Below are 13464 nucleotides of genomic sequence, written 5' to 3' on the forward strand. Positions count from 1 at the left end.
TCCCCCCACCAGCACCCGCGCATCTGGCCCCTCCAGGGACTCGCCGGCACGCCGGTCCCTACATGTGCCCACATGCCACATGCCACATGCTCACCACGTCTTGCTGAAGCGGCTACTGAAATACTGAAATGTCGAACGAGACACTGAAGCGCCGGATGAGAACCGACAACCCCTTCGACCGTGCCATGGCGCGGCGGGTGGTTCAGCCACGCCAGGTTCCTCTCGACGCTGCGAACCACGTGGCAACAGATTGCTTGTAGCCGTCCGGCATGACCAGCCCGGAGACCTGGCCTTCGGGGAAGAGCCCGATCTTCTTGTGCTCGTGGCTGATCACCGGCTGCACGTCGGGGCTCAGGACAGTGCAGCCGTAAGTGACGATGAGGACCCGGCGGCCGGGGGTCGGCTCGTACAGCCACGCGCTGAGGACGGGCCCGGCTTTGATCTCCAGCCCGTCTCTTCTTCGAATTCCCGCTCGACCGTATGCTCGGGGCTGGGGTCGGTGGGTTCGAGGCGCCCGCCGGGCAGCTCCCACTCGTCCCGCTCGTTGTGGAGCAGAAGAACACGGCCCGCAGCGTCAAGAGCGACGCCTTTGACGGACACGGGCCAGGACGGTGGTACGTACGCGCTCACGTGCTTCTCCGGTAGCCGGCTTCTCGGTCTTCATGTAGGGTCTCGACTTCGATGACATGTTGATCTTTAGTGACCTGCGGTTTTGCCCGTTGTCTCACCGCAGGGTCCTGAAGGACAGTCTCAAAGTCATGGCATTTCTCGGGTCGCGGGCAGCGGTGGTTTAGCGGCTGCTGAGTTCTCCCTTGGTGAACCCGTGTGTGCGTGCCATGAGCACAGTGGCGAGTGCAGGGACGAGCAGTGCGAGCGCGACCCAGCTCAGCCAGGATGCATCCAATCCGCTGAGGACGAGGCCCCCGATGATGCCACCACCGGCGATTCCGACGTTCCATCCGGTGGTGAGGAGTGCTTGGGCGACATCGCCGGCGTCGCCCGCTGCTTCGGCGGCTGCGGTCTGCAGCAGGGTTGAGGTGCCGCCGAACGCGAGCCCCCAGAGCGCCGCGCTGGCGTAGACGAGCGTGGGCACGCCGGAGAAGAGGCCGAGCAGCAGCGTGCATGTCGCGAAGAGCACACACGCGAGGATCATGAGGAGGCGCAGGTGCCGATGGACGAGCGCTCCGGCGATCCAGATGCTCACCAGCGACACCAGGCCGAGGGTGAGCAGCACTGCGTCGACTTGCCCTGCCATGCCGAGCGGCGTGAGGAACGGGGCGATGTAGGTGTAGAGGATGCTGTGCGCGAGCACGAACGTGAGGGTCACGAGGAGCACGGCCGCTACGCCGGGAATGCGGAAGGTACGGGTGAGCGGGAGCCGCGAGCCCTTGGGCTGTCCGGGGAAGTTCGGCACCGCCGCGATGACCCACACGATCAACGCGAGCGTGAGGGCGGTCATGATCCCGAACGCGTATCGCCACTCGACGAGCTTGGCCAGAAGCGCCGCAGCAGGAACTCCGACGGACAGGGCAACGATTGCGCCCGCCATCGCGATCGCCATCGCCTTGCCGCGCTGAGGTGGGGGAACCATCCGTACCGCGTACCCGGCCAACAGCGCCCAGAGCAACCCGCCGACGATGCCGCCGAGGAACCGGGCGGCCAGCGTAAGTGCCAAGCTATCGGAGAGCGCGGTGACGGTATTGGCGATCGCGAATCCTGCGATCGCCACCAGCAGCAGGTGCCGGCGCGGCCAGCCGACCGTCGCCTTGGTGAGCGGGATCGCGGCGAGGATCGCCCCGATCGCGAAGACGGTGACGCTCTGCCCGGCAGCACCCTCGCTCACACCCAGGTCTCGGCTCATCTCGGGAAGCAACCCGGCGGGCATCGTCTCGGTCAGGAGCGTAATGAACCCGGTGGCGGCCAAGGCCAGAAGACCCGCCAGCGGGAGCCGGGCGTTCGTTGTCGAGCGAGGCGTCAGCGTATCTGGTCGTGTCATAGCCTTATCATCGATGGTTGACATTAGTGTGAAGGTCCACTCGGTGTGTGCCGAGTCACAGAACGCCAGCCACAGAGGGCAAGGAGAGGGATATGCGGATCGGTGAGCTGTCGACGCGCACGCGGACTCCGATGAGGTTGCTGCGCTACTACGAGGAGCAGAAACTGATCGAGTCAAATCGACTGCCCAACGGATACCGGGACTATGAGGAGTACGTCGTTGACCGGGTTCTCCAGGTACGAGGCCTGCTCGATGTAGGGCTGCCCACACGGATCATCAAGCAGATCCTGCCCTGCCTGAACACCCCCCGCACGATCCACATGCCCTACGTCACGCCAGACATGGTCGCAACGCTCGAACACGAACGCGACCGCATGGCCGAAAAAATCGAATGCCTCACCAAGAACCACCAAGCCATCACCGACTACCTCGACGCCGTACGCCGCAACATCCGAGCCTCCTAACCGATGTCGGGCCTGCTGAGCCTATTGCCAGCCACTCGGTCAGCTTCTCCGCATCCGCGACTGCCCCGTCGACGTGCATCTGCCAGATGGCGAGCCGCTGACCTGGTGGGATGTCACGTTGATTGAGAACGCTGGCCCTCGACGTTCTCAACGGACATGGCTTTCACGGAATTGTTCTGACGGATGGGACGGCTGACTCAGCCGTCTTGCTCTTCAACGAAGCTGCCCATGGTCTCCCTCAGGCGGCGCCGTGCTGCATCCAGACGCTCCGCGTAGTCAGCGGCGAAGATCCCGGGAAGTGCCTTGTTCAGCGTCCCTGTGAGCTTGTGGATCGGAGCCCACGCGGCTGGGTCGTCGACCAGACGGCTGAGGTCGGTCATCTGAACTCGCTCCAGCCAGTCCGAGAGGACGAGGGCTTCGTCCGGGGTGAGCTTGATGGTGATCTCAGTGTCGTCCATGAGTCGAACTTAGACCGGAGCCTCACGGAGGTCTCGTTCGCGGTAGAGACAGAAGTGCCGGTAGAGGGGTCCTGGGTTCCGAGGATGGTGTAGATCCGCGCGAATCGTCGGCTCAGGCCGGCTCCGCGTACCTGCCAGAACGATCGTGACAGGTACAGCGAAAACCAGAGCAGGAAAATGAGATCAACCCCCATGTACGGGACGAACATCCCCGCTCAGCACACGACGCAATGAGAATCCGAAACCGCGAACGAGAAGCGGTGAGAATCCGACAGCTTCAATGCGACAGGACAACTGCGAGTCTCACGACAGTGGCATTTCTGCCATCCATCTGCCGACTGCCGTGAGATTCTGCCAAGGCTTTTGAGACCCTACAGAACGGTTGTAGGGTCTCAATTCTGATGTCATTCGCCGAGGCTGTGACCAGGGCGGTCTCTCGTTGTCTCAAGCCATGTTATTCGGCTGCAGTCTCAGTTCCTTGCCATTTCCTCTCGCGGTCTCGTCACCGCCGCGCTGGCGGCCTTGAAGGCGTGGAGGGCTTCGAGGACTTACTCGCCGAAGGGAGTGAGCCTCAAGGGCTGCTGTTGGGTCCCGAGGATCAGCACTGTTCCCCCGAGGTCTCGTTCGAGGCGCCGGGTTTGGGCCGCGAAAGTGCCGACGTCCATGCCGGCAGACTGCTGCGGCTTTGAGCTGGGGTGGCGGCTTGTGGCCGCGAAGTGTTCTAGGCGTCGGAGTGCTGCCGCGCTGAAGAGCGTTGGTCGCAGAAGGCTGGGGGCTTGGTCGCCTCCTTCGATGAGCCTGCGTGTTTGGGCAAGGGCTGTTTCGCGTCCTCCTGTGCGCCGCGTCGGGATCTTGTGATCCTTCATCCAGGCACCCAAGGTTGATCGGCCGACACCCAGCTGACGGGCGATATCGTGCAGAGACCGGCGATGGGTGACGTACTGCTCATAAAGCCACTCCCGAGTCACGCTGATTCGGTGATGTCGTGGGTAACGGAGACGGACGTCGTAGAACTTTGCGAGTTTGCTGATCATCTGGTGGTTGACGCCGCTGCGAGCTTCGATCTCTCCGAGGGTGAGGCGCTGCTCTTCGTGAAGCCGTACCAGTTCCTCGCGCGGGGGGGGGCGTCCAGAGCTTTCGACATTGCTGGCCACGCCGCGAGGGGCGCGGGTGGGGCAAGTGCTGGGTGCGCATCCAGGAGATAGCGGACACATCGATCGTGGTTCCTAGGCGCTCAGCGGCTACTCCAGGCGGGAGACTGCGCTCACGGACCAGGTGGTGCAGCGTGCTGATGTCGACCTCTGCCGGATCAGGGCCGGGCAGCTGCATCCCGTCCAGGAGAGAGATGGGCGACTGCCAAGTGAGGGGTCCATCACGGATTCCGTGACGAGCGAGGAAGGAACTGGCCTCGTGGTCGAGTTCGTGCGCGATCTCGGGGGTGATCTGGCTGGTGTAGTGCGCCAGGTCGGCGCGGATTTCGCTGGTGGTAGTGGCGAATGCCGGGGGTGCGAGGTCGCCGGGCAGGCCGCTGAGATGTTCGAACATGAGGCAGCGGATGTGACGCAGACGGGTGGTTTGGCCAGGAGAGGCTCGATGGCGGCGGCAGATCGTCCTCCAGGATCGTTCGGACCACCGCACCCGGGTCGCGCTTGAGATCGCCGAGGAGAGCGGTCGAGCGGGCGAGGAGGTACAGGCCCTTGTCGTCCAGCTCGTCTGGCTGGAAGCGGTTCAACCATCGACCGAGCAGATTGCCGGCGAAGGCGAAGTTCTGGCGGCTTAAGGCGACGATGGCCCGATCGAGGTCGTCGGTCCACGATTCGTATTCCCAGGTCCTGGGGCCGGCCGAGGTGACGCGGCAGATAACCTGGGCGGTCCGCCGACTTCGGAGAGGAACGTCTCGAACCGCAGATGCACAGCCGCATCCGCGCGGGCGAGCGCGGTATCCAAGATCGCCTGAGTGTCCGGGCGAGGCTCCGTCGCCGCCCGGTGTTTCTCCCACTTGGAGACGGTTCCCACGGCGACGCCGAGATGCTCGGCGAACGCGCGGATGCTCATCCGCAGGGCAAGCCGCAGGGCCCGAGCCTCCAAATCGGTCCAGTGGTGCACGGTCGCCACGCGTCGCTCCCTTCCGAGAGCTCATGCAAGCACGACGCACGCATGCGGGGGGACGCAAGTGCAACACAAGTGCAACAACACGTCATTTCGCTGCCGCCCACATGGGAGAACGCTTCAACACGCAGGTCACAGCCTTCTGTTCACCGGGCAGCGCTCCAATGTCGCCACCTCCTCATCTCTTGGACGGTCACCTCCATGGAACCCCTTACCGAGCAGCGCCACGTCAGCGGCCCGGTTCGTCTACGGCTTCCTGCGGCTGGTCAACGTCCCCGCGGAACGCGAGGCAGCCCTCGAGCAGTCGCCGGCCGAGTACTGCCGTCGGCATGAGCTGACCTTCTCTGGACTGTTCACCGAACGCGTTGCCAAGGTCACCTCAGCGACGCTCACCGGGCTGATGGACACGCTGGAGGTGCCCGGCGTCTACGGCGTCGCGCTGCCCTCCGCCTCCCACCTGGTCCCCAGGCCATAGCCGAAGTGAGGGGCAAACGCATCTCGGAGACGGGCGCCCGTCTCCTGATCGCCCGCAAGGCCACCCCTGACCCGGCCCACCGCAGGCGCCCAGGCTCGAGTGGCTCCCCGGGCCGGCCGCGCGGACACGCCCCGTGCCAGCCCTGGAGACCGAGTCGTGAGTCCAAACGTCAGCGGACACACAGCAGGAGGCAGCGTGCTAACGCCCGCTTACTCGGCCCAGGCTCTACGACTTCCGCGTGCAGGTCTTTGGAACCTGATGGCCTCGCGGGCGGGGTTACGGAGGGGGCAGCGCGCCCTGTGCTTCAGCCCTCCGTCGGAAGCGACCAGTAGTTCTCCAGCATTTGCGTAGGCCAGGCTGGTTGGCTGACCTGGCCGCGCGGCCCGAATTCGGCGAACCACGGGGCGATGTCGATGACCGGGGTGCCGTCGATGGCATCAAGGTCGGTCACGTGCAGGTCGAGGCCGTCAACTTTGAGGAGCCGGGGGAAGGACATGCCCAGGCGGTTGGGCCTCTTCATGTTCCGGTGGACGAACGTTCCGGTGGCCGGCCAGTCGGGGTTGTTCCTGGGGCTCCGTGCCCCGAGGTGCACCTCGGACGGGTCGATCAGGTGGAAGCGGTACACGACGACGAGGTGGGAGAACTCCTCCAGGCCCTGAACGCTGTCGACGGGGAACCGATCGGGGTCGATACGGATGATCGACTGGGTGCCTCCCCAGTAGTCGTCAGTGGGCTCAATGCGTCCGCCCACGACTGTTGCGACAGGCTCGACGGTGATCGGCTCGGTCATCACATTCCCCTCTTCCGCTGGACGCTGCGGGGAGCACGGGGCCCGGTCTCGGGAATCCTCGCTCCTCATGGTCGCGTCAGGCTACTGTGTCCAAGATCCCCCGGGCTCGGGTATCCAGCTCGGTGGCGGCGACGATACCCCGGTGACGGAAGGGCGACAGCACCCTGCGCATGGTGACCACGGTGTCGCGGGCGCGGCCAGACTGAACACCGTCCATCGCGTCCAGGGCCCTCGACCAGGTCGCGCAGGCAGCCTCAACGTTGCCTTGCCGGGCCTGGACAGCTCCGAGATAGCCCAGGGTCACGGCGTGCGTGCGGCTGAAGGTTTCCGCCTTGCGGGTGCGCACACTGCGTTTGAACTGCTGCTGTGCTCCCTTCAGGTCGCCCATGTCTCGCAGTGCGCAGGCGGTCTCGTGGGCCAGGGATGCTTCCGAGAAGAAGAAGGTCCGGCCGGGTTCCTCGATTCCCTCGTGGGCGGAGCTCAGGTCATTCTCAGCACGCAGCAAGGCGGCCACGGCGGCCTGCCTTTGGCCAGCGACGGCCAGGGCGCGGGCGTGGACGACTCCGAGGAGAGCCTTCTCGCGGGGCGTGGCGAGGCGGTACCGGTTGCGATGGACGGAGGCTTCGGCCAGGTCGAGCGCTTGTCGGGAGTGGCCGAGGTCGACGGCCTGGTGGGCCATGGCGCGCAGGATGTGCCCAGCCAGCGGTGGGTCGTCGGCTTCGGCGGCCAGACGTACGGCGAGCGTGAAGTACGCCTGAGCGGTGGACTGCTGGGAGGCGTCAAAGGCCATCCATCCGCTGAGGTAGGTCAGTTCTCCTGCTGCGGAAAACAGATCGCGCCGCAGGCGTTCGCTGGGGAACGTGCCGTTGAGGGCGTCAGCGACACTGGAGCGCAGGTGGGCGACCACGGCGGGACGCCCGTCGGCGCCGCCGCGTCGCTGGTCGCGCCGGGAGAAGAAGGCCGTCATCTCCTGGATGGCTTCGACGTCGGCGCTACCGATCACGCGTTTGGATGCTGGCGGGCGGCTGCTGGCCCGTCCGGGGGCGTCGTCCCACCAGTGCGGTCCGGGCAGGGCAAGGCCGGCCAGCGAGTAGGCGGTGTTGGTCAGGGCTTGTCTGCGGTTGATGTCCAAGTCACTGCTCCCGAGGTCCCACAGCACCGTCCGTGTGTCGACGCTCCACTCAGGAGCGGTTGGCGCGTAGGTGTCCGACGGCCGAAGACCGATCTCGGATGGCGTGACCGTGCGTCTGAGCCCTCGCGACAGCGTCTCGCACAAGATAGGGCCCGCCTGCCCTTCAGGCTGCGACCCCAGAACCCACTGCGAGACGTGGGAGCGGGTGACGTGCGTGAGATGGTCGGCGCCGACTTCGGCGGCCACTCGGACGAAGCGCGCCGCTACCTGTGCCTGCGACCAGCCGGCTTCTGCGATGACGGCCGCCAGTTGGCCGTTTCGTGTACGCGCCACAGCCCGCCCCTGCCTGGAAAACGATCTTTAGCAGCTTTAGCCGCACTCCAGCCCTTGACGTCATACCCGCCCGGTGCCTTTCGCGGTTCGCTCAACGTACCCAATAACGTCTTTGCCCTGAGGGAGTACCCGGTGAACTCACCCGAGTTGGCAGGGAAGTTCGCGCTCGGGGCGGATCCCTTTGCCGCCCACTTCGTAGGCCTGGGGTTGCACTGTGTGGTGAAGAGGGTGGCCGACCGGCTGCGCTCTGCTGGTCTGGTCACCCTGGGCGGGCTGACCACCCACGCCGCTGTGCTGGCCTTCTCCCAACAAATCATGGTTATCCAGCGCCAGCGGAACAGCGGCCCAGACGGTCTCGCGGCGATCTACAACACCGGCCGGCATGACGAACGCCCCGGCTTCGCCGGGCTCACCAACGAGGAGCTGTCCTTACACACCGAAGGCACAGCGCTGCAAAGCCCTCCCCGGCTGGTGCTGCTGGTGTGTACGCAGCCCGCTTCCCGGGGCGGGCAGGCCCTGCTCGTGGACAGCCGCACGCCCTACGCGGAGCTCGCGGAGCGGCACCCGGACGCGGTGACTGTCCTGTCCGGCCCGCGTGCGGGGTTCTTCGGTCCGAGCACCTGGGTCTTCGCCCCTGCCTTCGCCCACCACGAAGGCAGGTGGGTCTCGGTGCGCTACCGGCAGGACAGCCTCGTCCGCTGGAATCCCCTGGCGCAGATGCACCTGCACGAGTTCCGGATGGCGACCGAGCGGAACCAGCAGATGCTGCCCTTGGAAGCCGGCCAGCGATACCTGATCGACAACCACCGGTGGCTGCACGCCCGCACCGCGTTCAAGGGCGCCCGACGCTGCTACCGGGCCCTGGGCTATCCGAGTACTCCCGCTCCCCCGGGTTTCATCCCCGCCAGTGCGGGCGGTGCGGCATGAGCGTCGCAACGGCCTCATCAGCCTCCCTGCCCCAGGTGTCCCCGACGGTTCCCGCGCTGCGCAAGCGCCCCCGCCTGCGGGCTCAGCGCCTCCAGGCGATGAGCGTTGCGCCGCAAGCGAGCGCGGTCAGCGATGCCCGCCGTGCGGTGAATCAGACCCTCACCCGGTGGGGCGTCGCCGAGGAACCGGTCTTCGTCGCAGAGCTCTGCGCCACCGAGCTACTGACCAACGCCGTCCAGCACGCTGTGCCCAGCCCCGGTGGCGAGATCAGCTTGCAGATCACGCAGGGCCGCGCGGGCGTGCTCATCGAGGTCGAGGACGGAGGCAGCAAGGAAGAGTCCGCAGCCGTTGCCGCCCGACCGTCCGGCTCAGTGGACGACGGCAAGTCGGAGCACGGTCGCGGGCTGCTGCTCGTCGAGGAGCTGAGTGGCGGCTGCTGGGGGCGGCGCCGGGTGGGCCCCGGGCAGTTCTCCATGTGGGCCTACGTCGCCGTGAGCGGAAGCCGGGGCGCCCGATGAGCTCTGCCCACGCTTCGGCGGCCCCGAAGATCAATGGCCAGCCCCGTCAGCGCCGTAGCCCACGGCTGTTCAAGGCCCATTTGGTCACCGGCTGGGACGGCGACGGGCTCAAGGTGATCGTTGAACAGCTTGAGCGGACCGGTCTGGTGACCTTGACCGGGCTCACGACGGCGCAGGACGTCGCCGACTTCGCAGCCCAGGTGATGGACACCAGCCCGTACCCGGGAGCGGGGCCGTACGGGCTGCACGGGATATGCGATACGCGTGAGCACGCGCACCGCATTGACGGTGCGGTCCTGACCCGGGGGCCGGTGGATCTGCATACATGCGGGGCCACGCTGCGCTGGTCGCCACGCCTGGTCCTGCTGGCCTGCGCGCAGAAGGCACGGACGGGCGGGGAGGTGCTGCTGGCCGACGGCCGGGCCCTCAACGTTGATCTTCTACGGTCGCGGCCGGACGCCGCACAGGCCCTCTCCCTGCCGAGGGCCGCGTACTTCGGGTCTGGGACGCAGGCGTTCTTCGCCCCGGTCTTCAAGATCCGGGCCGGCCGGCTGAGCGCCGTGCGATTACGGCAGGACGGGTTCCTGCGGTGGCCCGAACACACCCAGCCGTATGTGCCGGTGCTGCGCTCCCTGCTGGCCCGGCACCAGCAGGCGATTTCCTTACGTTCCGGCGAGGCCGTGCTGCTGGATAACGCCCGCTGGCTGCACGGCCGGACAGGGTTCACCGGCAACCGGCTCTTCTACCGGGCCGAAGGGCAGCTGCTCCCGCCTCCGGGCAGCGAAACCTGGCCGGAGGCGAGCACAGGGTGAACCGCGAACGCATCGAAGCCGCTGCCCGCGAGGGCTTCCAACAGGCGCTGGGAGCGACGGAGCCCGTCTCGACGGAAGACCTCGAACGTCTTTGGGACGCCTTGCACCGCTGGTGCCCCGAGCCGAACCCCGGGCCCGCACCCGTGCCGGTGCCGACGTGCGTGGCGTCGGTGCCGTCCTGGCGCCCTCCGCCGGTTCAGCGCCCCCTGCCGCGGCGTAGACGTCACGCCCGGGCCCGCCACCGGCGCCCGCGCACCAGGCGGCTGCTGCTCTTGTGCGGCGTTCCGTGGATCTTCGGGCTCGGCCTGCTGCCGGCCGTCCTCACCTAGACCCGGCACTTGCAGACCTTTCGCGCTGTGCGTCCGGAAGCACCAAGTTCCTGCCGCGCTGACGGGGGCCCGAATCACCGGACGGACTACCGCTCAGCGCCCGGCAAGCGCCGCGGCGTATCAGCGCACTTCTCCGAATCGATCAAGGGACATAGGGACATATCGCCATGCTGGCCCGTTCCACGAGCACGCAGCAGACCGGCCTTCACGGACCGTCGCCGTCGGCCCACGTGCGCTCACTGCCCGACCGCCCCCGTGGGCTCACTCCCGTACCGGCCCACCCCACGCCCGCCACGAGCGCCTCGCCCGGGGGCCGTGACCCGGTGCTGCCCTCGCATCTGGACCCTTCTTCCAGCGCGCGGATCATCGTCTACAACACCGGGACCGGGGGCATCGATGCGGGCGGCGACGAGCAGCGGCGGCGGGGGCAAGCGGCGTTTTCTGGCGAGCCGGGTTCCGGACGTGCTGGTGGTCTCGGAGTTGCGGGGCTGGGAGGAGGGTGGCTGGTGGCGGTTGTGGGAGCTGGCGGACGGCCTCGGCATGATCGCCCTGCCGCCGGTGCTCTCCGCGCGGGGTCGCGGCAATCACCTCGCGGTGCTGATCCGCCCGGAGACCGTGCGCGTGTACGCCTACGACCCGGACGCCTGCCGGGGTGCCTTCTACCACGGGCTGGCACGGCTGGTCGTGTACCTCAAGGATGCCCCGCAGCGGGTGACGATCCTGGGCACCCACCTGTGCTTCCTCGGCGGGGAGGAGCGGCTCGCCGAGGCACGGTGGCTGACCGGGTACGCCGACGACTACGAAGGCAACGGCCAGCGCGTGTTCCTGGCCGGCGACCTGAACACCATCGGCCTCCACGACGAGGAGCCGGACTGGTCGAAGATCCCGAGAAACCTCCGCAGCCGCCACTGCCTCACCAACACCGACGGCAGCTTCGGCGCCACGGACCGGCGCGCGATCGGCCATCTGACCGCTGCCGGGTTCGCCGACCCCTACGAGCTGCTCGACCGGCCCCCGCAGCGCACGGCCGGCTACTGGGGCTCCGAAGAACTCCTGAACCATCGGTCGGACTTCATTCTCGCCAACCGCCTCGCCGCCCCCGTTGTCCTCTATGTCCTCGATATCACGGTGCACGACACCGAGGTCACCCGGGGCCTGTCGGATCACCTGCCGGTCGAGGCCACCGTCGCCACCACCCCGCGCACCGAGCGGGGCACGCGATGATGGGCGGCGCGGTCACGGTGGTGGTCGCCGTCCGCGGGCAGGTGCGGGGTCTGCGCGCCCTCCTGGACCGGCTCGCCCCCAGACCTACTGCGGCCCCCTGGACGTCATCGTCGTCGACACCAACCCCCGCCCCCTCCTGTGCCGCACGCCCTCCGTGGCCTCCCTGCCGGTGACGGTGCTCTACGAGGAACGAGGGGGCCTCGGACACGCGCTCAACGGCGGCACGAGAAGAGGACCCGGCCGGGGTGCAGCGGTACTCGCTGGGTGAGGCGCTCTCACTGCGGGCGGGGTTCGACCGGGCGTGGCTGCTGTCGGCTGTGGCCGGCCTCGCGGCATGAGAATCGTCCATGTTGCCGCCCGGCTCCAGCACCCGGTGCACGCCGGTCCGTTTCTCGCTCTGAACTACCGCTCCCCCGACGGCGAGGAGCACGAGTTGGAGGCGCTGCGGACAACCTCGTTCCTGGAGCCACGGCAGGGCGTGGCCCTCACCCTGCTCGCCCTCGGCAGCTTCCACACAGGCGTCGCCGGAGACATGGCCAGGACGCGACAGGAAGTACAGCGCCTGCTCCAGGCAGCAGCACGGGTCCTGCGAGTGCCGGGGCGTACGGCTGCACTCATCCACTCCACGTACCAGAACCCGGCCTTCCCGCTTCCCACCCTCGCAGGCGGGGAGCGTCCGGCGCTGAAGCCCGGGTAACTGAGCGTGCTCGCCTCATACGCCGCTGCTCCCCCGCTGCTCTCCCGTGCTCTCCCGCTGCCCACGCTCTGCCAGCCGTTCGTCGTAGCCCGCAAGCAAGTGGAGCGCGCCCAGATGTACCTCCTGGGCGCGCTCCATGCCCGCACCCGCGGGCACGCCATTCGCCGTGCCCGGCAGCTGGGCATCTACGCCCCTCCGCGAGGACCGGAGAAGATTCGAGCAAGGCATCACGCTGGGGTGGCCGCGACGGTCGGTTGCGCCACAGCAGCCTGTCTGGGGGCGGTGAGAGCAGTGCCGTGTGCGTCACCCATCAACGCGCAAATCCGTAACCACCACCTGTCCGGAGACAGGCAGGCCAAGGCATCGGCCCGGCTGTTTCCGTCAGCAATGCAAGTACCGAATCGGGTGAGCGGCCCCGCCGGAGTGAATCGCACATCGACCGGCGGGCCGCCTGCCCAGCAGCCAGGGGCCGCTTGACGGTCACTCGAATTCCTGAACGACACACCGCCCTCGGGAGGCCGTGACCACACCCATCCGGGGGCCGTTTTCCGATCACTCGTCCGACCCGCTCGTCAACGAGGAGGCGTAGTGCATCACCACCAGGACCGGTTCACCAATGCCACAGGGGTGCGTTTGAGATTCGAACACGACCAGGCGCCTGGCCGCCGCACTGGGACGGCCACGGGGAGGTGGGCGTGACGAAACCGCGCTACCGGCTCGTGGTCGACGTGATGGTGCTCATGGTGCGTGCTGACGGGCGCGTCCTGCTGCTTCGCCGGGCGGGCACGGTGTACGCCTCCGGGCTGCTGTGCCCGCCCGGCGGGCACCTGGAGACCGGCGAGCCCGTCACCCAGGGGGCCCTTCGCGAGGTCGCCGAGGAAGTCGGGGTCACGATCGCGCCCCGGGATCTGGAGTTCTGCCACGCCATCCACCACCGCAGCCCCGAAGGCGAGGGCCGCATGGGGATGGTGTTCACCGCGCAGCGGTGGACGGGCGAGCCGGTTAACCGGGAGCCGGAGAAGTGCTCCGCCCTGGTGTGGGCGGATCCCGCACGGCCGCCGGCGGACTGCGTGCCGTACACCGCCGCCGTCCTGAAGCAGTTCTGCGCCGGTGCCCTGCTGTCCGAGCACGGCTGGCCGGCGGAAGGAGCGGCGTGAAGACGACGAGGCAGAAACGGGCGAGCACCGCTCCAAGTGCGAA

Annotated in this window: 13 protein-coding genes and 1 pseudogene; 7 read left to right on the forward strand and 7 right to left on the reverse strand. The window is 67.5% G+C overall.

Features of this window, described 5'->3' with window-relative positions:
- Positions 1-351 precede the first annotated feature (351 nt).
- Entirely contained in the window at positions 352-630 is a 279-nt protein-coding gene (locus tag ACSNOH_RS02120; RefSeq protein ID WP_436719416.1) for an NUDIX domain-containing protein, read from the reverse strand.
- A gap of 160 nt (positions 631-790) precedes the next feature.
- The gene (locus ACSNOH_RS02125) at positions 791-1996 is read right to left on the reverse strand and encodes an MFS transporter (RefSeq protein WP_436719417.1); all 1206 of its coding nucleotides are present in this window, start codon (positions 1994-1996) and stop codon (positions 791-793) included.
- Positions 1997-2088: 92 nt separating this feature from the next.
- On the opposite strand from ACSNOH_RS02125, the gene ACSNOH_RS02130 reads away from it, so the two are divergent.
- A complete protein-coding gene (locus ACSNOH_RS02130; RefSeq protein WP_436719418.1) occupies positions 2089-2460 on the forward strand; it encodes a MerR family transcriptional regulator in 372 nt (123 codons plus the stop codon).
- 197 nt (positions 2461-2657) lie between these two features.
- On the opposite strand, the gene ACSNOH_RS02135 is transcribed toward ACSNOH_RS02130, so the two are convergent.
- The 5 genes and pseudogenes from ACSNOH_RS02135 to ACSNOH_RS02155 all read right to left on the reverse strand — a co-directional run bounded on the left by ACSNOH_RS02135 (position 2658) and on the right by ACSNOH_RS02155 (position 7424).
- Positions 2658-2918, reverse strand: coding sequence for a hypothetical protein (locus tag ACSNOH_RS02135; RefSeq protein WP_436719419.1), 261 nt, complete (start codon positions 2916-2918; stop codon positions 2658-2660).
- 548 nt (positions 2919-3466) lie between these two features.
- Positions 3467-4072 (reverse strand): hypothetical protein, encoded by a 606-nt coding sequence (locus ACSNOH_RS02140; RefSeq protein ID WP_436719420.1) that lies wholly within the window; start codon positions 4070-4072, stop codon positions 3467-3469.
- A 473-nt stretch (positions 4073-4545) separates the two neighbouring features.
- Positions 4546-5033, reverse strand: a pseudogene (locus ACSNOH_RS02145) (helix-turn-helix domain-containing protein); the annotation flags it as partial.
- Between the two features lie 773 nt (positions 5034-5806).
- Positions 5807-6292: an SAM-dependent methyltransferase gene (locus ACSNOH_RS02150; RefSeq protein ID WP_436719421.1), complete on the reverse strand. Its 486-nt coding sequence runs from the start codon at positions 6290-6292 to the stop codon at positions 5807-5809.
- A gap of 76 nt (positions 6293-6368) precedes the next feature.
- Positions 6369-7424: a Tat pathway signal protein gene (locus ACSNOH_RS02155; protein ID WP_436719422.1), complete on the reverse strand. Its 1056-nt coding sequence runs from the start codon at positions 7422-7424 to the stop codon at positions 6369-6371.
- A 219-nt stretch (positions 7425-7643) separates the two neighbouring features.
- On the opposite strand from ACSNOH_RS02155, the gene ACSNOH_RS02160 reads away from it, so the two are divergent.
- The 6 genes from ACSNOH_RS02160 to ACSNOH_RS02185 all read left to right on the forward strand — a co-directional run bounded on the left by ACSNOH_RS02160 (position 7644) and on the right by ACSNOH_RS02185 (position 13421).
- Positions 7644-8684, forward strand: coding sequence for a TauD/TfdA family dioxygenase (locus tag ACSNOH_RS02160; protein WP_436719495.1), 1041 nt, complete (start codon positions 7644-7646; stop codon positions 8682-8684).
- Positions 8681-9202, forward strand: a complete 522-nt coding sequence (locus ACSNOH_RS02165; protein WP_436719423.1) for an ATP-binding protein — start codon at positions 8681-8683, stop codon at positions 9200-9202. The genes ACSNOH_RS02160 and ACSNOH_RS02165 overlap by 4 nt, the downstream gene beginning before the upstream one ends.
- Positions 9199-10014, forward strand: coding sequence for a TauD/TfdA family dioxygenase (locus ACSNOH_RS02170; RefSeq protein WP_436719424.1), 816 nt, complete (start codon positions 9199-9201; stop codon positions 10012-10014). The genes ACSNOH_RS02165 and ACSNOH_RS02170 overlap by 4 nt, the downstream gene beginning before the upstream one ends.
- Before the next feature lie 725 nt (positions 10015-10739).
- Positions 10740-11567: an endonuclease/exonuclease/phosphatase family protein gene (locus ACSNOH_RS02175; protein WP_436719425.1), complete on the forward strand. Its 828-nt coding sequence runs from the start codon at positions 10740-10742 to the stop codon at positions 11565-11567.
- 334 nt (positions 11568-11901) lie between these two features.
- On the forward strand, positions 11902-12264 hold the full coding sequence (locus ACSNOH_RS02180) for a hypothetical protein (protein ID WP_436719426.1): 363 nt from the start codon (positions 11902-11904) through the stop codon (positions 12262-12264).
- Positions 12265-12959: 695 nt separating this feature from the next.
- A complete protein-coding gene (locus ACSNOH_RS02185; RefSeq protein WP_436719427.1) occupies positions 12960-13421 on the forward strand; it encodes an NUDIX hydrolase in 462 nt (153 codons plus the stop codon).
- Positions 13422-13464: the final 43 nt, after the last annotated feature.

Origin of the sequence: Streptomyces sp. URMC 127 (assembly GCF_051386535.1) — a bacterium.
Taxonomy (GTDB): Bacteria; Actinomycetota; Actinomycetes; order Streptomycetales; family Streptomycetaceae; genus Streptomyces.

Coding starts and splice junctions, on each gene's coding strand:
- ACSNOH_RS02125 (WP_436719417.1), bottom strand. CDS start 1,996: ATGACACGACCAGATACGCTGACGCCTCGCTCGACAACGAACGCCCGG.
- ACSNOH_RS02130 (WP_436719418.1), top strand. CDS start 2,089: ATGCGGATCGGTGAGCTGTCGACGCGCACGCGGACTCCGATGAGGTTG.
- ACSNOH_RS02135 (WP_436719419.1), bottom strand. CDS start 2,918: ATGGACGACACTGAGATCACCATCAAGCTCACCCCGGACGAAGCCCTC.
- ACSNOH_RS02150 (WP_436719421.1), bottom strand. CDS start 6,292: ATGACCGAGCCGATCACCGTCGAGCCTGTCGCAACAGTCGTGGGCGGA.
- ACSNOH_RS02160 (WP_436719495.1), top strand. CDS start 7,644: ATGGTCGGCGCCGACTTCGGCGGCCACTCGGACGAAGCGCGCCGCTAC.
- ACSNOH_RS02165 (WP_436719423.1), top strand. CDS start 8,681: ATGAGCGTCGCAACGGCCTCATCAGCCTCCCTGCCCCAGGTGTCCCCG.
- ACSNOH_RS02170 (WP_436719424.1), top strand. CDS start 9,199: ATGAGCTCTGCCCACGCTTCGGCGGCCCCGAAGATCAATGGCCAGCCC.
- ACSNOH_RS02175 (WP_436719425.1), top strand. CDS start 10,740: ATGCGGGCGGCGACGAGCAGCGGCGGCGGGGGCAAGCGGCGTTTTCTG.
- ACSNOH_RS02180 (WP_436719426.1), top strand. CDS start 11,902: ATGAGAATCGTCCATGTTGCCGCCCGGCTCCAGCACCCGGTGCACGCC.